This window comes from Citreicoccus inhibens (genome assembly GCF_019039035.1).
GTDB lineage: Bacteria > Myxococcota > Myxococcia > Myxococcales > Myxococcaceae > Citreicoccus > Citreicoccus inhibens.
The window spans coordinates 146,213-168,525 of record NZ_JAHNZT010000001.1; the positions used below are offsets into that span (position 1 = coordinate 146,213).

General features: G+C 69.6%; 13 protein-coding genes. 3 read left to right on the forward strand and 10 right to left on the reverse strand.

What is annotated here, in order from left to right; translation table 11 throughout:
- Positions 1 to 8: 8 nt before the first annotated feature.
- The 7 genes from KRR26_RS00590 to KRR26_RS00620 form a co-directional block, all read right to left on the reverse strand.
- Positions 9 to 1,820: a CotH kinase family protein gene (locus tag KRR26_RS00590; protein ID WP_217078870.1), complete on the reverse strand. Its 1,812-nt coding sequence runs from the start codon at positions 1,818 to 1,820 to the stop codon at positions 9 to 11.
- A gap of 239 nt (positions 1,821 to 2,059) precedes the next feature.
- Entirely contained in the window at positions 2,060 to 2,659 is a 600-nt protein-coding gene (locus KRR26_RS00595) for a TetR/AcrR family transcriptional regulator (protein WP_120205371.1), read from the reverse strand.
- Positions 2,660 to 2,793: 134 nt separating this feature from the next.
- A complete protein-coding gene (locus KRR26_RS00600) occupies positions 2,794 to 4,164 on the reverse strand; it encodes an FHA domain-containing protein (RefSeq protein ID WP_217078871.1) in 1,371 nt (456 codons plus the stop codon).
- A gap of 2 nt (positions 4,165 to 4,166) precedes the next feature.
- Positions 4,167 to 6,476 (reverse strand): thioredoxin, encoded by a 2,310-nt coding sequence (trxA, locus tag KRR26_RS00605; RefSeq protein ID WP_217078872.1) that lies wholly within the window; start codon positions 6,474 to 6,476, stop codon positions 4,167 to 4,169.
- Positions 6,477 to 6,704: 228 nt separating this feature from the next.
- A complete protein-coding gene (locus tag KRR26_RS00610) occupies positions 6,705 to 7,862 on the reverse strand; it encodes an MBL fold metallo-hydrolase (protein WP_217078873.1) in 1,158 nt (385 codons plus the stop codon).
- 170 nt (positions 7,863 to 8,032) lie between these two features.
- Entirely contained in the window at positions 8,033 to 10,495 is a 2,463-nt protein-coding gene (locus KRR26_RS00615; protein WP_120205364.1) for a N,N-dimethylformamidase beta subunit family domain-containing protein, read from the reverse strand.
- 149 nt (positions 10,496 to 10,644) lie between these two features.
- Positions 10,645 to 11,613 (reverse strand): quinone oxidoreductase family protein, encoded by a 969-nt coding sequence (locus KRR26_RS00620; protein ID WP_217078874.1) that lies wholly within the window; start codon positions 11,611 to 11,613, stop codon positions 10,645 to 10,647.
- 228 nt (positions 11,614 to 11,841) lie between these two features.
- Between KRR26_RS00620 and KRR26_RS00625 the strand changes: the two genes are divergently transcribed.
- A complete protein-coding gene (locus KRR26_RS00625; RefSeq protein ID WP_217078875.1) occupies positions 11,842 to 13,620 on the forward strand; it encodes an LVIVD repeat-containing protein in 1,779 nt (592 codons plus the stop codon).
- 10 nt (positions 13,621 to 13,630) lie between these two features.
- On the opposite strand, the gene KRR26_RS00630 is transcribed toward KRR26_RS00625, so the two are convergent.
- Positions 13,631 to 14,326, reverse strand: coding sequence for a hypothetical protein (locus tag KRR26_RS00630; protein ID WP_233576836.1), 696 nt, complete (start codon positions 14,324 to 14,326; stop codon positions 13,631 to 13,633).
- A gap of 108 nt (positions 14,327 to 14,434) precedes the next feature.
- Positions 14,435 to 15,463: an alpha/beta fold hydrolase gene (locus tag KRR26_RS00635; protein WP_236068166.1), complete on the reverse strand. Its 1,029-nt coding sequence runs from the start codon at positions 15,461 to 15,463 to the stop codon at positions 14,435 to 14,437.
- 231 nt (positions 15,464 to 15,694) lie between these two features.
- Here KRR26_RS00635 and KRR26_RS00640 point away from each other — a divergent pair, with 231 nt between their 5' ends.
- Positions 15,695 to 18,982 carry an Ig-like domain-containing protein gene (locus KRR26_RS00640; protein WP_217078876.1) on the forward strand — a complete coding sequence of 1,096 codons (3,288 nt, stop codon included), beginning with the start codon at positions 15,695 to 15,697 and terminating at the stop codon, positions 18,980 to 18,982.
- A gap of 44 nt (positions 18,983 to 19,026) precedes the next feature.
- Here the strand turns inward: KRR26_RS00640 and KRR26_RS00645 are convergent, their stop codons facing one another.
- Positions 19,027 to 21,501: a DNA polymerase domain-containing protein gene (locus KRR26_RS00645; RefSeq protein ID WP_217078877.1), complete on the reverse strand. Its 2,475-nt coding sequence runs from the start codon at positions 21,499 to 21,501 to the stop codon at positions 19,027 to 19,029.
- 132 nt (positions 21,502 to 21,633) lie between these two features.
- Between KRR26_RS00645 and KRR26_RS00650 the strand changes: the two genes are divergently transcribed.
- On the forward strand, positions 21,634 to 22,278 hold the full coding sequence (locus KRR26_RS00650; protein WP_120205358.1) for a helix-turn-helix transcriptional regulator: 645 nt from the start codon (positions 21,634 to 21,636) through the stop codon (positions 22,276 to 22,278).
- Positions 22,279 to 22,313 lie beyond the last annotated feature (35 nt).

Consider the following 22,313-nt stretch of genomic DNA (forward strand, 5'->3'; position numbering starts at 1 on the left):
GCCACGCGCTACTTCCAGCTCCACGTCTCGGCGCCGTCGGGGCTGCGGCCGTATGACTTCCCGGGCGACAGCGGCGCGTAGTAGGTGAGGTCAATCACTCCCGTCATGGACTTGCCGTCGAACAGGGCCAGCTCGCCGCCCTTCGTGGACAGCTTGAACGGCAGGTGGTTGGTGCCCGACTTTCCATCCGCGATGAGCCGCAGCATGCCATTGGGCGGCACCACCAGATTGGCCGGCAGCTTGTACTTGTACTGGTCACGGATGACGTCGGTCATGATGAGGCCGCTCACCGGAGCGGGCGTGGACTCGCGGTTGTACAGCTCCACGTAGCCCTCCACCTCACCGTTGGCTCCCACCGGCGCGAGCGGCAGCGCGCCGAACGAGTTGATGACCACGCCGCCCTCGCCTCGGTGGCGCTCCAACGGCAGGTTCTTGGTGAGATAGGTGCGCCGCCCAGCCACGTACTTCTTCAGGTACTCGGGCGAATAGGCCGCCTGGGGCCGCGCGACGTAGGGGTCGCGCGCGAGCTGATCCTTCACGAGCGCGTACTGGGCATCGATGCGCCGCGAGGCCGACTCCTCAGAGAACACGGTGTCCATCAGCTGCTCCACGTAGTCGAGCACCTTGTTGCGGAACACGGGACGGTCCCAGATGCGCTGGTTGAGCACGCTGAAGGGGAAGTGCGCTCCGCCGTACTTGTCCAGCTTGTGCTCGTAGGTCCGGATGGTCCGCGAGTCATACGCGGTATAGGCGGGGATGACGCGCGTCGTCTCCGGCGAGGCGCCCACTCGCGAGGTGCGCCAGTACACGAGGACGCTGTTGTTCAGGTCCCAGGGCGCATACGTCCACCGGTCCTTCACGCGGTCATGGATGAGGAAGCTGCCCGAGTCGTCGATGCCGTGGATGCCGATGACGATGCCCACCGCGAGGTAGTGCAGGTAGGCATCCAGGTCGAGGTGGTCGCGCGCGAAGTCCTCGAACTCGTGCTCCGGGGTATGGGCCAGCTGGTCGAGGAACGCGTGCAGGTCATCCCAGGGCTGGTCCTCGTTCGTCTCCTTCGACCACGGGTCCTGATAGGCCGCGATGGGCGCGAGCGTCAGCTCGCAGTCCCGCGCGCCGCAGCGGTAGATGTTCGCGTCCTCGTCGATGTGGCGGCTGCGCAAGAAGGCCTTGTCCACCTGCTCCACCTGCGTGAAGAGCCCCTCCAGCTTGCCGTTGACGGTGAGCATGACGTAGCGCGCGCGGGGGGCCTGAGCACCGCCGGCGGTCATCAACTCGTAGCTGAAGACATCCGAGAGGTTGCCCGCGTCCAGCCACTCGGCCATGAAGTTGAACTTCTTGGCGCCGTCGAGCTTGGCGCCGTCGGGCAGCTTCACCTTCCAGCTCAGCTTGGGGTGCTCGCGCGCGAACTCCCCGCGCAGGCGCAGGCCCACCGCGTAGTCCACGCCGCGCGCGATGAAGTGTCCCGGGCCGTACTCGTGACCATGCTCGGGGCTGCTGATGAGCGCCCACGTCGCCTTGTCGAAGCGCAGCTCGTAGGTCTCGATCTGCGTCTGGAGGTCGGGCCACTCGGGCGTCACCGGGTGCGCCTCCGGCGGAGGCTCCTCGGTGGTGGGCTCGGGGCCGTTGTCGTTCGGCTCCTCCGGTGGTGGATCCGAAGGAGGCAGCTCCGTGCCCGTCCCCCCTCCTGTGGGAGTCGAGGGCGTCGGGTCCTCCAGGCCGTCCGGTGGGGGACTCCCCTCATCCTCCGTCTGCAAGGAACTGGAGCATGCCGAGAGGAAGAGCGCACCCACCCCGCACCAGGACCAGACTGCACGCATACGGTTCTCCCGGGCGGCCCATGGCGTAGATCGACACTGCACACCGCCCTTGTGGGCCCCCACTGCAAGCGGCGTACTGTCCGCCGCGCCGCAGCCTGCTCACCCCGCGAGCAGAGGTGCCCTCCCGACAGCACGCTCCTCCCGTGCGGCGCCGGACACCTACAGGACCCCGAGCATCCCCTCGTGAGCAGCCCGCTTCTCTGTCAGGGAAGCTCGTGGGGGCACCGACGATGGGGCGCTCAGGAGGGGAACAGGCCGCGCAGGGCTTGCTTCACCCAGGCCCGGCGGACCTTGTCCGAGCGGAAGTCGAGCGCGACGAAGGGGTCGAAGACGCGCGGCATCATCGCGAGCAAGTACATGGACGACCAGAGCTGCGACAGGGCCAGACGCAGCTCCAGCTCCGACAGATGCGGTGTGGCCGGCGCCAGCCGGGGCGCCATCTGCGCGAGGAACGCGTTCACGCGCTGGATGACGGCGCCGTCGTAGCGCTGATGCACCAGCGCCTCGCGGAAGTGCGCGTGCGCGATGCGCGGATACGCCGTCCAGTGCATCATCAACTCGTCGAGCAGGGCCTCGAACGCGGCGCGAATGCCCAACCCCTTGGCGCGCAGCTGGTCGAAATCCGCGAGGACGTTCCCGAACGCCTGAGCCAGCGTCTGCTCGAGCGCCAGGGCGATGAGCTTCTCCTTGCCCTGGAAGTAGTAGTTGATCGCCGCGCTGTTCACCTGTGCCTCGCGGGCAATCTCCCGGATGCCCGTCGCATCCAGGCCGTCGCGCTCGATGCAGGTGATGGCCGCGACCAGGATGCGCTCTCGAACGCTCGGCTCTTTGTCGCTCATCCCAATAGGCCCCGGAGACGCCGCATGCGGACGCAGCCTACTTGACCGCCCTCAGGCTTCAATTCGCGGAGCCGCTTCTCCCTGACGTGCCGAGGACACCGGCCGCTCGCGGACCGAGCGGCCGGGATGCGCTCTCAGTCCTCTCTCGGCCGCAACGAGAACACCACCGCCTCGCTGCCGAGCATGAACGTGTCACCGTCCACGATCTTCTGTCGTTTGATGCGCAGGCTCTTGTACCAGGTGCCATTCGAGGAGTTGAGGTCCTCGATGAACACGTCGTCGCCATCACGCGTAATGGCCGCGTGCTCGCGGGAGACACGCTCGGACTTCACGACGAGGCCACACTGCGGCCCGCGTCCGATGGTGAAGCGCCCCGTGCTCACCTCGACGGGCTCTCCGGTCGCCAGCCGCACGAAGACCTCCACCGCGCTGGGAGCGGTGACGATGTTCGTCGCATCCTCGCGCGGCACGCGCGGGGCCGTGTCCGAGGTCCGACGGGCCGGAGCCTTAGCCGCTCCCGACTTCGACGATTCAGGCCGCGCTCGAGCCGCGCTCGCGGCGACCGCTCGCGAACTGTCTCGCGCGTCCGTCGGCGACTCCGAGCCGTCATCCAGGCCCAGCTCGGCGACGAGATCCACCTCGCCCGTGGAGTCCTCTTCCTCTTCATCCAAGGGGGCGTCGTCCTCCGACGAACCGGCGTCTTCTTCGCCGCCGTCCACATCGGCGGCACCCGAGTCCGCTTCCGCTCCGCTCGCATCCACACGCGAGGCCCTGGCGCCGCCGGCCTTCACCGAGGCAGCGTCCGCATCCTCGTTGCCCGCATCCTCGTCGGACGCCGCATCCGAGTCGCCGTCCGCGTCGTCGTCGGACGCCTCATCCGAGTCATCGTCAGACGCGTCCGAATCCTCGGCGCCCTCGTCGGACGCATCCGCGTCGCCGCCCGAGTCCTCGTCGGAAGCATCATCCGAGTCATCGCCCGCGGCCTCGGCGGCTGCGCCCACGGAGTTATCTGCGGCCGGCTCCGCGGTGGCATCAACGTCCGCGATCACCTCACGCACCCGGTCCACAACCCGCGCGACGGCATCCGCGGACAAGGGCTCGGGCTTCGGGGACTCGGTGCCTTGGGGCGCGCCGGGCGCTGGCTCGGAGGTCCCCTTCGCCGCGACGGCTTCGCTCGCCTCACTCGCGGGCTCCACGAGGGCAGCTCCCGCCTCAGCCCTGCTCCCCAGGTCCGCTCCCGACACCGCCACCAGGGGCGCAGGCGTCACGGCCACAACGCCCACCGCGGGAACGACCGTCACCGGCGCACGCGTGGCTGGCACGGGCGCGGACTCCTGGCCCGAGAGCGCCACGACGGTCGGCGCCACATAGCCATTCTGGCGCGCGAGCTGGAAGAGGGCCTGCGCCACCAGGGCGTTGGGCTCCACTCCCAGGTCGCGACTCATCGACTCCAGCGCCCGCCACAGGGGCTCCGCGATCTCAATGGTCTGGCGAATCCGGTTCATGACTAGCTGCCCCTCAGGTCGTTCTGCCATGGAGACACGTTGTCCGCGTTGGTAAGCCAATAGAACATCGCCTGCGTCTCCGCATAGAGCTGCTCGGCCATGCCCACCAGGTTCGAGGGCAGCTCCGAGAGCGCGACGCCCACGAACGTGAACGTCGGCAGGCCCGCCTTCCGAGCGCTCGCCCCTCCCGTGATGCGCTGATCCCTGCACAACCACAGTCGCTGCGCCGCCTGTCCCGCCGCCTGCCCGAAGTCCTGGGGTGGCCGCAGCGCGGCCGGCATCCGCACCGTCGTCTCGCCGCAAGCCCACAACAGCCACGTCAGCGCGCTCCAGTCCGCCGTGGCATGCCGCGCCAGGTCCGGCAGCCCCAGCCGAGCCAGCGGCAAGGTCTCGTCCACTTCGACGGATTCGCCATTGCCCAGCTCGACCTCCGAGGAGACCAGCTCGGAGGGCCCATCCGGAATCAACGCGGACACATCAGGCGGCAGCCACGACACCCGCGCCCCGGACTTGAACCGGCGAAGCATCTCGGTGCGCAACCCCATGAGACGCGTCGCATAGGTGCGGATGATGGACTGCACGGACTCCAGGTCCTGCGCCGGTCCTTCTGGCAGCCCGTCATAGGTGCAGTGGGGCGGCTCCTGCCCCGCGGTGAACGTGAAGCCCGGGAAGAGCGCTCGACCATAGGTGGCCAGGAACTCCGACGACTTCGGCTCCGCGTCCGCGAGCAGCACGGCGTCCCGCTGCATCTGCTCCGCCATCCCCAGGTTCGCCAGGATGAGGCCCCGCGTGAACAGGTAGCCCGCGCGCTCGGGCGCCAGGAGCATCGCCGCGTGCACATAGTCCAGCGCCGCGCGAGGCCGGTCCTGCTGATCCAGAAACACCGCGTAGCCACGAAGCACCGTCGCGGGATCTCCACCACGCAGGAGCCCATCGGCCATGGGCGCCCAGGCTTGCCCCGCGTTCTCGACCACGGACTCCGCGGTCTCGAGGGCGCTGCGCGGCGTGCGCGGCAGGGTGTGCTCCTCCAACCACGCCTTCAGCTCGCGAACGTCCTGGTCCATCGCGCTGGCCCGAGCCTGGGCCAACACCGCCTCGCGGTGGCGACGCTCCGACAGCGCCTGCCTCGCGAACGCGCGCCAGCTCGCCGCGTCCTGGACCCGATTGGAGAAGACCGTCGACTCGGCCAGGGTGTCGTCGTCCTGCGCGTCACCCAGGTCCCGGGTGAGCACGACCTTCCGCTGCGCATCCAGGAGCGACCACGTCCCGAAGACATGATCGCGCGCCACCGGGCCCTCGTCGAAGCATACGCGCGGATCCGCGTACTCATCCTCGGCCCGCGACGAGTACCGGCCGTGCCGCGCGCCGTCCTCGTACTCGGCCTCCCAGATGAGCTGGCCCTCGCGGTCCCAGAAGCGACAGAGCCCGTGGCGCTCACCGTCCGCGTTGAGCGTGACGAGCGCCCACTGGTTCATGTCCTCGCGCAGTTCGGCGGCCTCGGGCAGGTGAGGCGGGCGCGTGGGGTACGGCTCGCCGGTGACAGGAATCACGCGGGCACCGGCGCGGTCATAGTGGAGCACCTGCGTGACGCGGCCGTGCTCGTACACCATCACCGTCTTGCGGACCTTCTCGTGGACTCCGCCCTCGTGCATCTTCTCGGTGGTGTACGCGTCCGAGGCGTACCAGGTCCGCGGCCCCTGCAACGCGCCCTTGTGGAAGGCGCCCTCCTGAGACACGTCGCCGTTCTCATGGAAGCGCCGGAACGGACCATGCGGCGCACCGTGCTCCATGATGCACTCGTTGCAGAGCGTGCCGTCCGCCCGCCAGTAGCGCCACGGGCCGTGGAGCTCGCCGTCCTCGTCCGTGGGCCCGAAGGACCACTCCGCCTCGTCATCGTCCCAGGTCGCCTCGGGCGGAACGCCGGGGGGCGGCGTGCCCTCCTCGGTGAGCCTGCGATAGGCCGCGCGCTGCTTCTGCACGCTCACGTCCAGCGACTCCAACTTCGCGAGCAGCGCCTCCAGCGCGGTGGCGGACAGCGCCCCCGAGGCGCGATGCACCTCGACGCCGTCCTTGAACGCCATCAGCGTGGGAATCGCCTGGATGTCGAACTGACCGGCGAGGTCTTCCTGGGCCTCGGTGTCGACCTTGCCGAAGGTGACGTGCGGGAAGCGCTGGGCCGCCGCCTCGAAGATGGGGGCGAACGCCTTGCAGGGCGCGCACCAATCCGCCCAGAAGTCGACGACGCACAACCCAGGACCTTGGGTGACGGTTTCGAAGTTCTCTTCGGTCAGCTCACGAGGCTGTCCTGCCACGGCGGCTCCAGTGCAAGGGGCGCGCGAATCAGAGGGGTCGAGCGCACGCCCGTCAACCTCGGAATCTCACGACAATCCCCTCCTCTGGACATTCCCCCGTCCGCGCCAGGACATGAGCGCCTCGAGTCCCCGCTTCAGGCCCGAGGCGCTCACCTCGGAGGTACGGCGTCAGACGACTGGGCGGGGCGTCCCGAGCGGCAGAGGGACAGGCGATGCCGCGCGCGGGGCTCACTCCAGCTGCGAGGAGACGATGGGGTCCTGCTCTCCCGTGCGCCACGGCACGCTCGGCCACCAGTGCTCTCGCGGCGGCGGTGCGCCGGGCTCCACGCTCTGCCCCGGCCGGGGCGCGATGACCGCCACGCCCGCCTTGTCGGCCGCCGCGAGCGCGCGCTCGATGGGCTCGGTCCAACCGTGCGTGGCGAGCCCCAACAGTCCCCAGTGCACCGGCAGGAAGACACGGCCCTGGACGAGCTGATGGGCCCGTACCGCCTGCTCGGGGCCGATGTGCCAGTCAGGCCAGGCCTGGTGATACTGGCCCACTTCAATCATCGTCACATCGAAGGGCCCGAGCTTCTCGCCAATCTCTTTCATCGCGGGGAACAAGCCGGTGTCCCCTGAGTAGTAGGCGCGATGAGTGGGCCCGCGCACCGCGTAGCCCGCCCAAAGCGTGGCGTCCTTGTCGAACCCCTTGCGTCCCGACGCGTGGCGCGCGGGCGTGGCCACCACCTCCAGCCCCGCCACCGTCACGGACTGCCACCAGTCCACCTCGACGATGCGCGACTCGGGGATGCCCCAGGACGCCAGATGCGCGCCCACGCCCAATGGCACGATGAAGCGCGTGTCCCAATCCTTCATCGCCGCCAGCGTGCCCTGGTCGAGATGGTCGTAGTGGTCATGGGAGATGAGGACCGCGTCGATGGCGGGCAACGCGGCCAGCGGCACGAGCGGCTCGAACCAGCGACGAGGGCCCACCCACTCCAGCGGCGACGCCCGCTCGCTCCACATCGGGTCCATCAAGACGCGGTGGCCATCCAGTTCCAGGAGGACGGAGGAGTGCCCGAACCAGGTGACGCGAAGCCCGGACTCAGGCGGCGTGGCGAAGCGCTCGGGGTGGCCCTTCACGGTCGGTAGCGGCGTGGCGGGGCTCACGTCCGGGCTCGGGTGGAACATGCCCACCACTGAGCCCCACATGTCGTTGATGAGCGGCTGCGGATTGGTGAAGTGGCCGTCGCGCCACTCGGGCGAGTGCTCCATCCGCTCGCGCCGAGCCCCCGTGGCGCTGCTCCCGAGCGCCGTCCACGCCTGAGCGACGAGGACTCCGCCCAGGAGGAACATCCCCCCGACCAGACCGCCCACGCTCCAACCCAACCGCTTGCGCCACGTCATTCCGCGTCCGCCTCCCGAGCAAGACGCCCCACTCTAACGCCTCGACTCCCGCTCCGTGCGGCCCCCGCGCGCTCGCGCCATGTCGGGCCCGCGCGAGGCGAGCCCTGTCCCCTGTCTGTCAGGCTCGCGGTGAACCCAGCGCACGCTCGCTCCCGCGGTGGGCGAAGCGGTCAGCGCGCCTTCCCGTTCGTCATCGAAGGTGGCACGCGCAACCGGCGCAGCGTGGAGTCCCCCTGGTCGACCACCAGCGCGTCCCCCCCGGGGAGCACCGCGATGCCCGTGGGCAAGCTGAACGTGGCTTGCTCGGCGGGCCCGTCTCGCGTCCCCGCCGCGCCGCTCCCCGCGAACGTTCTCACCCAGCCCCCCGAGACGGCGCGAATGCGCTCGTTCCCCGTGTCCGACACCAGCACCTGCGTCCCCGCCACCGTCACCCCCAACATGGGCATGAAGCGCGCCGAGCCCCCCGTGCCATCCGAGAACCCACCGGGATAACTGCCCGCCACGGTGGACGTGGTGAAGCTGGCATCGAGCGCCACGCGTCGCAGCGCCCGGTTCCCGGTATCCACCAACCACAGCGCGCCCGCGCCCGACGCGAGGGCCGTGGGGCGATTGAGCCGGGCCCGCCCCCCGGGCCCATCTCCGCTGCCCGCGCCTCGCGCCCCCACGACCGTGGTCACCCTCCCGTCCGGCGTGACGCGCGCCAGCCGGTGGTTGAGCGTGTCCGCGATGAACAGGTCCGAGCCCGCGAACGCCACCCCCATCGGCGTCTGGAGACGTGCCGCGGTGCCCAGGCCATCCGCCATCCCCGAGCGCCCCTCCTTCGAGCCCGCGAAGGTGGACACCGTCCATCGGCCATCCCGCGCGATGCGCACCACGCGGTGGTTGCCCGTGTCCGCCACGTACAAGCAGGAGTCCGGGCCCAGGGTGACGGACTCCGGCAAGCGCAGCGCGGCCTGCACACCAGGCCCTTCGCCCACGCCCGCCACGCCCGTGCCCGCGATGGTGGACACCGTATGCGCCGCGTCGTTGGCAATCATTCGGATGACGTGGTTCCCCGTGTCCGCCACGAAGACATTGCCCGCGCTGTCCACCGCCAACCCCACCGGCCGACGGAAGCGTGCCTCCAACGCCGGGCCATCGCGCCAGCCCTCCTGGAAGGCCGCGCCCGCGTACGTCGTCACGCCCAGGGATTGACCCGTGCGGTCCACCGGGCGCTCGCGCCCCGCGCCGAACGTGTCTCCGGGATGCGGCGCCACCAGCCCTGCCCGAGCAAAGACATTGTCCGTGATGCGCTGCACCCGGAGGTCCGCGAAGTTGAAGTGAGACAGCCCCAGGGACCACGCAATCCCTCCCGCCGCGAAGACGAACGCGCCGGAGGGCGCCGGATAGACAGACGCCGCATGCCAGTTGGGCTCCCCCTTGCTGCCGATGACCGGCGAGGCGGCCAGCGACACCAGCCCCGCGGGCGCATGACCGTTGTCCCACTCGCGATCAATCTCATAACCCGCCATGGCCAACAGCGTGTCTCCATCCGTCAGGCCCGTCCCCTCGAACGGCCAGGCGCTCGCGTTGCGCACCACGAAGGGTTGGTTGATGAACGCCCACGAATCCGACATGACGCCCACGAGTCCGTTCTCGGGCTCGTTGAGCAGCGGGTTGCGCCAGCGCACGGTGATGAGGTTCGTGTTCGCGAGCGGATCCTCACCAGGCGCCTCGTCCTTGAAGCACACCTGCCTGCGCCGCGGGACGCCACTGAACGAGGGCTCCAAGCGGATGAGCCAGCAGCTCGTGTCACCCGCGAGGAACGCCAGGTTCACCCCCGAGGCGAGCGCCGCCACCACGGCCTCCCGGCCCGGGCGAGACCAGTACTCGTCATGCCCCACCGAAAGGAACAGCCGCTGGCCCAGGAGCAGCGACGGGTCGCGATCCAGGTCGGGGTTCGTCACATAGACGAGGTCATGGCCCTTCGCCTCTGCCCACAGCACGAACTGATGGACATAGTCGAAGTACTCGCCGGAGCCGTCGCCGTTGCCATAGGGCCGATCGAACGACACCTTCTTCGCGTGTCCGCCGGAGAGGCCCAGCGAGTCGCTGTAGAGGCTCTCGCCGCCCCAGAAGTTGTAGGCCTGGAACGTGGTGACGGGGACCTGGACCAGGGCCGCGCCCTTGCGCTCATCCGAGCGCACCACGAAGAGGACGTAGGACTGGAGCCCATCGTCCCGCAGCAGCTTGATGACATACACGCCTGTCACCCAGGACGGCTCTGTCCGCACCGTGAAGGACGTGGGCCAATGACATTCGAGCAACCCCGTGGCGGGGTCCGCCGTGGGCGTGGGCCGAGGACCCACCGGGACGGGGCCGCCCGAGGCCACGCGCCGGCCTCCGACACCTCGGTAGTACCCCATGCGGTAGACCTCCCAGCGCACCGTGTGATTGCCGTCCGTGCGCGCGTGGACGTCGATGGACTCCCCATGTTGGACGCTGGTCGCGCCCGCGTAGCCCTCCAACTGCGCCCCGACCGCGGCGCGCCCCAACCGCCACTGGGTCGAGCCCGGCGCGGTGTTCTCCACGTCGATGGGATTGGGCTCGGCCGCGCCCGCGAGCGCCCACGTCAGGACCAGCGCCATCAGCATGCGTGCTACCTCCCCGGGCCGATGTCCCCTGCCCGGGAAGGTCGCTCAACCCCGGGGTCGCGGGGGTGGGCGTGCCTCGACATCGCGCGCCCGCGTCTGTGCATGAGGTGACGGCTGGAGTGTCCGGTGCGCGCCCTCCCGCCGCGACGTCAGCGCACGCGCAACACCACCTTGCCCACCGTGCCCCGCCCTTCGAGCCGCCGATGCGCCTCCACCGCCTGGGACAGCGGCAGCGACAGCCCCACCACGACGCGCAGCTCGCCGGCCGCCATCGCGGACAACAAGGCCTCGCGGGCGCGGCGGCGCGACTCGGGTGACTCCGGCGTGCGCAGCCAGTAGGCGCTCACCTGGAGCGACTTCGCATAGAGCGACTCCACGGACACGGGAGGCGGCGAGCCGCTCGCGTTGCCGTAACTCACCAGGTGTCCGAAGGGCGCCAGGGACTCCATGCTGGCGCTCCACGTGCTCGCGCCCACGGAGTCCAGCACCACGTTCACGCCCTTCCCGTGAGTCAGCGCCTGGACGCGGGGCGCCACCGCCTCCCGGTCATACCGGACCACCTCGTCCGCGCCGAGTTCGCGCGCGAGGCGCTCCTTCTCCTCCCCCGACACCGTGCCGATGACGCGCACACCCGCACGCTTCGCGAGCTGCACCGCCAGGAGCCCCACGCCGCCAGCCGCCGCGTGGATGAGCACGGACTGGCCCGCCTCCAATCGCCCCAGGGTGTGCACCACGTGATAGGCCGTGAGCCCCTGGACGAGCAGGCCCGCCGCCTGCTCGAAGGAGACCGAGTCCGGCAACGCGACGAGCTCCCCCACCGGCGCGCGCGTGAACTCCGCGTAGGCCGCCGTGGTCAACGCCACGACTCGGCGCCCCAGCCAGCTCGGGTCCACGCCGGGTCCCACCTGGTGCACGACGCCTGCGGCCTCGCTCCCGAGGATGCGCGGCAGCGGCACCTGCGCGTCGTAGAGCCCGCGGCGCCGCTCGGTGTCCGCGAAGTTCACGCCCGCGGCGTGCACCTGGATGAGTACCTCGCCGGCCTCGGGGACGGGCTCCGGGATGTCCTCCCAGCGAAGAACCTCGGGGCCTCCCACCTCGTGATAGCGAATCGCTTTCATGCGCGCGGACATAACGCCCGCTTTGCGCGACGGCATCCCCGATGCGCGCCGTTGCAAACCTCCCCGTCCGAAGCAAGTCGCTTCCCCATGGGCCGGAGGGATGCTTGCGCGGTGAAGGTCTCCACACATTTGACATGCATCTGCCACGCACCGGCCCAGGGCCGAGAAGTCCTCGAGGCCCGAGCGTTCTTCGGAGCAGCCACTGAACTCCCCAGATGGAGCCCCTCCATGAAGAACGGATCCCGACTCCGGCGTGGGCTGCTGCTCGCCTGCGCCCTCGCCCTGCACGGTTGTTCCGCGTCGAATCCGACATCGGGAGACGGCCCCGAGCAGCCCCACGCCGAGGTCGACTCTGGCACCGGCGCGCCAGAAACAGTGGACGCGGGCCCGGGGGACGCGGGCGACGCGGATGCGGGGAACCTCGACCCGGGGGACGCGGGCGAAGTGGACGCGGGCGGGGGAGACGACGGAGGCACGGAAGGGAGCGATGCCGGCACCGAGCCAGACCCCTGGGACGGGAGCGCGACGCCCTTGGAGGAGCGCACGGACTGGGTGGACCCGGGCCCCTATTCCACGTGCACGTTCAAGCCCGCCACGGGCACGCGCCCCACGACGTGTGACGACCCTGCCCTCTTCGACGTGTCCACCTGCGCGCCCGGCGCCTTCACGGGGCTGGAGTCCCACGGCATCTATGATGCCCAGCTGCGCAGCAGCGGTGGGGTCCCATCGCTCGGAGGCACACTGGACTTTCCGGCGGACGGCGGCACCGGGACGTTCCACGACACCCTCCTCACGCGGAGCCAGCTAGGCGAAGCGGGCTTCTTCGCCACCTACCGCCGCGTGCTCCCCGATGCGGGCGTGCGCGAGTACGTCATGGCCGGCTGCGGCACTCCCGAGCCGGGCCACATCACCGGCTGCTATGGCCAGTGCAACGACGGGAAGGTCAGCGCCCGGGGAACGTTCGTCGCGGCGCGGCGGACCTGGGCCCGAGGCGAGCAGGAATCCTCGGGAGGAATCCACCTCCTCTCGGAGACCTTCGTGTCCCTGGGCACCCCGGTGGACATCTACGTCACCCGGCAGCACGCCTACGTCGTGTCCATCGGCAGCACGGGGCGGCCTGGCGGTGGGCTCACGGTGTACGACGTCCACGACCCGAGCCACCCGCTCCTCACCGACACCATCACCTTCCCCATGGACACGTACTGGAATGGCGTCTGGGCCAAGGACGATGCCCTGTACGTGGCCAGCGCGCTCTCGGGCGTCATCGTCTTCGACATCCATGACCCCGCCCACCCGGCCTTCGTACGAAACCTGCCCTCGGGCCCACCCCTTGATGTGCACACGGTGTTCGTGGAGGGGAACCGCCTCTACGCCATGTCACCCTTCCCCGATGGCGAGACGCTCTTGTTCGACATCTCGCAGCCGCTGTCCCCGGTGCTGCTCAATCGCATCCATATCAACGCGCCCTATGGCTTCTCTTCTCCTCATGACGCCTTCGCGTACGAGGGGCGCCTGTACGTCAACCTCATGGAGAGCGGCTACTACGTGCTGGACGTGAGGGACCCCGAGCACGTTCAGACCCTGGGGAGCTACTCCTTCGATCCGGAGTACAGCCACGCCAACGCGGTGGGCACCTTCGGGGGGCGGACCATCGCCTTCGAGGGCGGCGAGCAGGCGGGAGCGCACCTGCGCATCCTCGACGTCACCGACCCCGCGAACATCACCCTCATCGGCGAATACAGCCGGAGCCCCCTGCTCTCCATCCACAACATGGTGCTCAAGGGCAAACGCCTGTACATCGCCTACTACCAGCAGGGGCTGCGCGTGTTGGATGTCTCCATTCCGCCGCACCCCCGCGAGGTGGCCTACTTCAATACCTATCGCGAGGGGGATCCGTTCCGGACCACCAGCTTCTTCGACGGCGCCATTGGCGTGCGCGCGCCAGGAGATGGCCACGTGTACGTGGTGGACCTGGCGCGAGGGCTCCTCATCTTCAACGAGCCCTGACGCCGGCCCCTCACGTCACGGCCTTCCAGAAGAACAGGGCGGTGGCGCGCTTGTTGTGCCGCTCGCCCTGCCCGAAGTAGCGGGTCGCCGAGTGCACGAAGTCCGCTCGGTAGACGATGAGGCGGTTGAACACGTTCTCCACCTCCACGTCCTGCTGCCATGCGTCCGCCGGCAGCCGCGTCACGCCGAAGGCCTCCGTGAGGTTCTTGCAGCCCGCGGGACACAGGTTCCCGCCCAGCCCGCCCCCCGGCAGTCGCAGTCGGTAGAACGACGTGCCCGCGCTCTTCGTGGGCGGCTTCGGATGCAGGTAGATGACGGCCGCATAGTCGCAGAGCGCCAGCGAATCGACGTGCGGCTTGGCCACGGACTCGCGCTCGCCCACGACCTGCACGTGGTTGTGGGACAGCGCGCCGGACACCGGCGTCTTCTGCGTCAACCCTCGTGCGCCCGTCTGCTGACAGACCCACGCCTCCACCTGCGCCAGCTCGGGCGGGAGCAGCGCCTCGGGCGCGCGGATGCCCGGCCAGATTTCGTTGCGCCAGGGTGCGCCCTGCGTCCAGTCCTCGCGGGCGAGGTTGCGCTCGTAGACCTCCAGCGCGTTGGGGAGCGCGTTGTCTTTGATCCAGTAGTCCCGTCCCAGCTTCGGCTTGCGGTACGGGAGCACATCGCGGACAGCAGGTTCAGCGGCGCGCCGCATGAGTGACATGACACCTCCGACTCAAAGTCGGAGAGGAATCCTAGGACTCGCGCCCACGCGGAGCATCCGGTTTCCACGGGCCCGCCCGCTCATGGTGCGGGCGGGCCGCGCGAGACGTCAGTCCACGCCCCACAGGCGGCGCGCTTCCTCGGCGATAACGTCCGGAAACTCCTCGGGGAAGAACAGCTTGGCGCCCGGCACGCGCCGCACGCCGCGCGACTTGGGCAGCGTCCGGTCCAAGTAGTCCGGGCTTGCCGCCGCGAAGAGGGTGTCTCCCGTCCCCCAGACTATCCGTGTCGGGACCGCGCACGTGCGGAGCTTCGCCTCGATTCCCGCCAGCGGGTTGGGCGACAGGCCCATCGCATAGGCATTCACCCGCGCCCGCCCCTCGGGCGTGCTCACCAGCGGCGCCAGATAGTACTCCACCGTCTCATCCGCGAGCTTCTGCGGATACGTGAACGTCATCCCGCCCAGGCCCTGGTCCGAGCGCGCCAGATTCTTGTCCGCCCGCCACGGCCCCAGCCACGAGCTCACGAACGTGTCGGCGCGAGCCATCTCGATGACGGGGACCACCGCTGGCGGCGGGCTGTCATTCTCCACATCGCAGTTGGTCAAAAGCATCGTCCGCACGCGCTCCGGATGCTTCGTGACGAAGAGCTGCGCCACCGCGCCGCCGCTGTCATTGGCGATCAGGTCCACGGTGTCGATGCCGAGCTGATCCAACAGCGTCACCAGCATGTCCACCTGCGCGTCCGGCGCCACGCTCTGCCCCGGCGCAACCTCCGTGTAGCCCAGCCCCATCGAGTCAGGCGCGACGCAGCGACGGAACGGCGACAGCCGCTCGATGACGCCGCGCCACTGGAAGCTGTTCAGCGGGAACCCATGCAGGAACAGCGCGGCGGGCCCCTGCCCTCGCTCCACATATGCGATGCGCCCGAACCGCGTGTTCGCATAGCGCCGCTCCGCGCGGTACGCCGCCGCGTCCAGCGGCGCTCCCACCGTGGACGTGCCGCCCCCCAGACCTCGGGGCGCGCATCCCGCCGCGACTCCAATGGCGGCCCACACCATCAGCTCTCGACGTCCCAGTCGCGGGACGACACTCCCTCGCGAGCCCTCCACCTCCACCTGCTTCATCTCGAAGTTCATGGCACGCACTCGTAGCCACCGCGCTCCGCGCCCGCTTGGAGAAAATTGCCGACTGGAATCCCAACCACGCGCATCAGCCCGCTGCCGTCCGACCGCGCCTTCGCGGATGCGCCGGGGCGCTGCGCCAGGAAGGAGCGCCAGGGCCCCGCTGGACTGCGATTGCATGAAAGCAGCAATTCATGCAATCACGCCAATTGGATGTCATCACGCGTCCAACAGAGGGGGAGTCCCATGCGATGGAACACCTGGCTGCGTGGCAGCCTTGCCGTATTGTGCTTGAGCTGTGGTTCGACTTCGTCGGAGGACGCGCTGGAGTCCGAGCCCGCTCCGGTCCGGACACAGGCCGAGCAACTCGTGGCGGAGCGAGGCTTCGACCTCCGGGACGTGTCACTGGTGCCGGACGCGGAGGGGAAGCGGCAGGAGCTCCACTTCCGGGGCGTGCCTGTCTGGGGCCTGGAAGTGAAGTCAGGGCTGGGGCAGGCCTTCTTCTCCAACGCCCGGTTCCAACCCACGGGGGCCGTGGAGACGGAGGCCCGGCTCACCGAGGCCCAGGCGCGGGACGCCGCGCTCGCGGCCCTGAAGGACGCCACCGCGCAGGTCGAATCCACGCGGCTCGTGCTGCTGCCCATCCAGATGCGTCAGCTCCGGAAGGAGGCCGCCCCGCGCGTCGCCGGCCCTCGGAACGCCGCGGACTTCGAGCGGGTGGTGACAGGCTTGCGGCTCATCTACCGGCTCAAGCTCACCACGGGCAGCGACCTGCCTCGGCGGTGGAGCGCGCAGGTGGATGCACGCACCGGCGAGGTGCTGAGGCTGGATCCGATGGAGCACTCCGTGCTCACGACGGCCTCGGGCACGGGCTACTACTCGGGAGCGGTCAGCGTGTCCGTGGCCAATATCGCCCGGGGCAGGTATCGGCTGCGGGACAGCTACTCCAATGACTATTACGCCTATGTCCCGCAGACGCCGCGGTCAGGCACCTACGAACCCTATTACAGCGCAGACCTGGTCCTGGGGGATGGGCTCCCCTTCAGCGGAGGAGACCCGCTCGGGACAAACGGGGAGACCGCGGCGGTGGACGCCTTCCACGCCGTGGGTCTGGCATGGTCCGTCTACGAGACCCTCCTGGGGCGCGCGGGCCCGTCGGGAAACGGCACGCACTTCGACGTCCAGGTGCACATCAACTCGGACAACGCCTTCTACGTCCCCAGCTTGAACAGTCCGACGCTCCGATTCGGCTATCGCTACCCCTCCGTCAATCCCAAGGCCCCGCTCACGACCGTCGACATCGTGGCCCATGAGATGGCCCATGACTTCTTCGCTCGGGAGCTGGCGGGAGACCCCGCGGATCTCTTGAACATCCGCTCGGAGCGGGCCGGGCTGAATGAAGGGACGGGGGACATCTTCGGCTTCATCACCGAGCTGCTGCGCGATGCGAGGCGGTCGCAGTCGAGGATGACGACCATTGATCAGGTGGTGCTCAAGCCCTCGCACATCAACATGGGCGAGGAGACGGGCTCCCCGTCCCGCAACATCCTGGAGCCCCTCCATCCGGAGTGGTTCGAGTTCATTGGCGACGAGGATGAGCACAGCTCCTCGGGCCCCCTGGGGCGAATGTTCGTCTATCTGGCCTATGGCTGCAGCACGGGGAGCAAGAGCCCGTGGAACTGCGAGCTGCTGTCCGAGGGGTTCGACGGCCTGGGGCCCACAGAAGCGCTGCGCATCTGGGCGCAGGCGGTGCAGTTGATGCCGATGGACACGGACTACCTGCAGGCCCGTCAAGCGGCGCTCGCGGCGGCGACCGCTCGGGACGGCGTGCTGAACGGCCCCCGGATGAAGACCGTGGCGCGGGCGTTCGCGGCCGTCAACGTCGGCTACGCGCCGGACTCGGTGCCGCCCCAGACGGCGCTGCGCTGCCGGCAGGTGAACCAGGACATCGAATGCACCGGCACCATCACCGACGCCGAAGTGCCGGAGCAGTACTCCATCGCGCCGCGACTGGTGGTGGACGGAGGCGCGCAGATCAAGACGCTGCCTGGCTGGCAGTTCGAGCGGGTGGTCCTGCCGGGCGCCGCGCTGGGCCATGGCAATCACACCATCCAACTGCAGGCGTGGGACTACTGGGGGAACCTGGGCACGAGCACGGTGACGGTCGCGATGGACAAGCTGCCACCCACCTCCTCCGTCCTCCGTTCCGGTACACCGAAGCAGCCCCGCTACTCAGTCACGGCGAGCGATGCCTCCGGAATCCTCGCCGTGGACTTCGGCGTCGACGGCCAGCTGAGGGTCAGCATCTTCGAGCCCCCGTACGAGAATGAGTTCGACACCTCCACCTGGGCAGACGGCACCCATGATGTGTTCATCAAGGTCTTCGACAAATACATGAACGTCGCGGTCCACCATGCGGACTTGAAGGTGGACAACACGCCGCCCACCCTGGAGATGACGGTGGCGGCGGGCACCGAGGCGCCGTTCCAGGTGGGTGTCTCCGTGACAGACATCTCCGCCGTGACGCGGGTGGACTTCAAGGTGGACGGCGTTGTCTTCGCCACGCGGACGAACGAAGCCACGCTGTATCTGGCCAGCTACATCCCCCCGGATGCGCTGGCCCACAACCTCACCGTGGAGGTGACGGACGCCTTCGGCAACAAGGGGACCGCGTCCAAGGCAGCCCCCCTGGACCGCACGCCCCCGGTGGTGAGCTTCGCCAAGACACAGCTCGGCTCGCTGGTGCGGCTCAACGTCGGCGCGGCGGACGGATGTGGCCTCGTGTATCCGTATTCACTGTATGTGGACGGGACGCTGGTGGCGCAGCCCACGACCCCCTCCATCATGCTGGAGTTCGGGGACGCGATGGCCGCGGGGACGCACACCTTCCAGGCGCTCGTGCGCGACGCGTGCGGCAACACGGCGAACGTCCTGACGTCGTTCGTCAAGGACCTCACTCCACCGGTCATCACGGGCATCACCCGGGACGACACCCAACCGAAGAAGCCGAAGTTCACCGTGCAGTGCACGGACACGGAGGGCGTGCACCACGTGGAGCTGCGCGAGGGCGGCGTCGTCACCCAGATGGACACCACCCCTCCCTATGAGTTCGTGGTCGACACGACGGGCCGCGCGGACGGCGACTACACGCTGCTGTTTCAATGCACGGACATCAATGGGGTCTCCAGCGCGGTGGAGACCCGCACGGTGACGGCGGACAACACCGGTCCCACCCTCAACCTCACGGTCCAGGGCGCGGGCCGCTCGTACGTCGTCTCCGCGGAGCCCGTGGGCGACCTCCGTGGCGTCCAGTCCGTCTCCATCGCGGGCGGCCTGGTCCCCGGCTTCTCCGTCACGCTGACCCAGGCGCCCTGGTCCGTGGTGTGGAACATCCCAGGTACGCTCGCGATCCAGACGGACCTTCCGTTCTCGATCACCGCCAAGGACAAGTGGGGCAACGAGTCCAGCAAGTCCCTGTGGTGCGCGGTGAACACCGCCTCCACCGTGGTGCAATCCTTGTCCTGCCATCCCTGAGCGGACACGTCCGGCTTGCGAACACCAGCCCTGGGACAGCGCGCCTAGGGCTCCGCGCTCTCGGACTCCATCGCGGAGTCGCGGGACGCAGCGCGCACGTCCACGTCTCGTACTTGCGTGAGGATGGGCCTGGCTTGGGCCAGCGAGGCCGCGAAGAGGGAGGGCTGCCCCGGATCCGCGAACACGGTCGCGAAGTCCTCCGGGGCCAGCGCTCGCACCAGCCGCGCCGCGAACGTCTCGCGCAACAGCCGCACGTAGTACTCCACATCGTAGTCACGCGGATCCGCCGCGACGCCCGGAGACTCGGGGCCGGGGGTTCCGCCGGGGTCATCCGCCTCCGGGTCCGCCACCAACCCCGCGCGCCCGCCCACCGCTCGGTACACCCGGATGCGCTCGCCCACCGACCAGTGCGTCCGCCCACTCGCCAGCAAGGCCTCGTAGGAGAGTTCCCGCCGGCGCGAGCGCAGGGCCTCGTACTCTCGCGGGGTCTTCGTCAGACGCACGCGCGCGGACACCTCGAAGGTGGGGAGGGTGCGCCGGCGCAGCGCCGTCACCGTCGCGGCATAGACGTCCTGCACACCCCGCACATCCCCTGCCAGCAGGTGCGTCAGCGCTCGCCGCAGGAACTCCTCGCCGAAGGGCTCCGCGCGGCTGGAGCGGAACGCCACGCCGCGCAGCACCAGCGGCCCCGCGTAGGGCTGGAGCGCGTAGTTCTTCGGCTCGTGGGAGAGCATCGCGGCGTAGCGCCCATCGAACTCCAATTGGACGCGAGGCGGTAGCAGCGCCGCGACCTCGGAGACGACGCGGCGCTCCTCTGCCTCCGTCCACGTCTCCGGCACCGCGAAGTACACGCCGTCCGTGTCCGCCTCCAGCAACGTGACGCCTCGCGCGGCCAGCTCACGACAGAGCAGATCCAACACCTCGCGGCCTCGGCGGGTGACTTCGTTGGCCGCGTGCACATCCGCGAAGCGCGTGAGCCCCACCGCGCCCAGGTAGCCATAGGCCGAGTTGACGACAATCTTCATCGCCGCCGAGAGGGCCTCGTCCGTGTAGCGCTCGGGCGACCCCGGCGCGGCGGCCCTGGCCCGCTTCTTCGCCGCCAGCCGCTGGTCCACCAGCCGGTCCACCATGGAGAGCAATGCGCCCAGCCGGTCGCGCCTCGGGCCAATCTGATACTCACGCATCAGCGAGGGATAGAGGCTGGCCACGTCTGCCTTCACGATGTGGCGTGCCACGCCCGCGGCAAACAGGTGCAGGGCCGCGCCGCTGTGGGGCGTTCCATCCCCGGCCTCGTGCGCGGGCAGGGCCGCGCCCGCGCGCAGATAGGCCCGGACGAGCAGCGGATCCAACACGCCCGTCGCGGGCCCCGCATCCGCGAGCCGCTCGTATCGGCGCGGAGCCATCCGCGCGAGCGCGAACGCGGCCCCACCGAGCAGCCGCGCGACGCCCGCGGCCTCATTCACGTCGTCACGCGCATACCGCCGCACCCGCTCGGGGTCCGTGCGGAAGACCTCGTACACCCGCGCGCCGGGGATGAGCTCGCGCTCGGGCCCCGCCAGGCCCATGTGCTTCGCGACCGCCTTGAGCCCGTGGCCAGGCAAGTCCCGCGAGGAGAAGTCGTGCCGGCGCACCGCGTCCAGTGAGTCGATGAGTTCGCGCCCCGGCACCGTGAAGCGCGTGCGCCGCATCCACTCGGCCTGACGTCCGTCCTGCCCGCGCGCCAGCGCCGCGCCGCGCGCCGCCGGCCGTTGTCGCAGCCCCGGCGTCCCCGCCCGGCCCAACGAGACGGGCACGCCCAACAGGCGCGCGCGATGCGCGATGAATGGCAGGTCGAAGCCGTGCAGGTTGTGGTTCTCGATGACATCCGGGTCGCACTCGCGCACCCGGGCCATCAGCCGGTGGAGCAGTCCGGCCTCCGCGCCCGCGTCATCCCCGTGCGCCTCCAGCACCTCCGCTTCGCCCTCGGGCGTGCGCAGGGCCACGAGGAAGATGCGGTCCGTCGCGGGATCCAACCCGGTGGTCTCCAGGTCGAACTGCATCCGGCGCAGGTCGTCGAAGCGCAGGTCGCGGAAGTACGTGCGCCCCGACGCACAGAGATACTGCTCCTCGGGCGGCAGCGAGAGCACCACGTCCGGCCCCAGCTCGCGCAGCGTGCCGAACGGCCGGCCCAGCCGCCGCGTGGCGCCCTGCAACACGGCCGAGGTCAGCGCCCGGCCATCCTCGGCGCGGACCAGATAGCGGAGCGCGCCCGGGCCCTGCAGCTCCTGGTACGTCACGCGGTTCGGCGCCGCGCCCTCGGCCTCGGGGCGCAGCCGCGCGCCCAGGTGCGCCACGTCCTCCAGCGACGCCAGCACCATCCAGGGACGGAAGCGCACATCCTCGCGCACCAGTCCGCCCGAGCCGGGCAGCCGCCGCCACACGAACGCGCGACCGTCCGGCTCCGCCCAGACGGACACGATGCCGGGCGTGGAGTCCCACCCCCAGAGCCACTCGTCTTCTCGTGTGGATGGCGCGCGCATGCCGGTCGCTGCGCCATTGACTACCGGAATGCGCACACGAACGCCCGTGACTCGTGGAGGGAAGTGAAGGGAAGCCTCATGCCTCGCACCTTGAGCCCGATGCGTGACAGGAGTATGTCAACTTTCCACGCCATGCAGCGCACCGAGCGTCTCTTCGCCATCGCCGAGTACCTCAGAGGCCGTCGCACCGGGGTCACCGCGGAGGCGCTGGCGGAGCGGTTCGGCGTCACCCTGCGTACCATCTACCGGGACCTGGATGCGCTGCGCGCCGCGTCCATGCCGCTGTCCGCCGAGCGAGGCCGGGGCGGTGGTTACGCGCTGGACCGCAGCTACAGCCTGCCTCCGGTGAACTTCACCGCGCGCGAGGCGGCGCTCCTCGTCGCGCTGGGCCGCTTCGCCGTGGACATGCGGCTGCTCCCGTTCGAGGAGACCGTCGAGTCCGCGCTCGACAAGGTCCGCTCCGCGCTGTCCACCTCCGCCCAGCGCGAGCTGCTCGAGCGCCTCAAGGACCTGTCCTTCCTGGGCGTCCCCTCCCTGCCCAGCAAGAAGTCCGTGCGCGAGGCCATCGAGCGCGCCTGGTTCGAGCAGCAACCCCTGCGCATCACGTATGTGGATGGCAACTTCCTCCAGACCACGCGAAGGATTCGCATCAAGTCCTTCATCATGGACCGCCACGAGACGCGCGTGAACGCGGTGGATCTGGACACCCAGGAGACCCGTCCGTTCCGACTCGACCGCATCGCCGAGGCCGAGGTGCTGCGCACCGAGACGCCCTGAGCCGTGCCGTCGAAAGCTTTGGCTGTCATTGGATT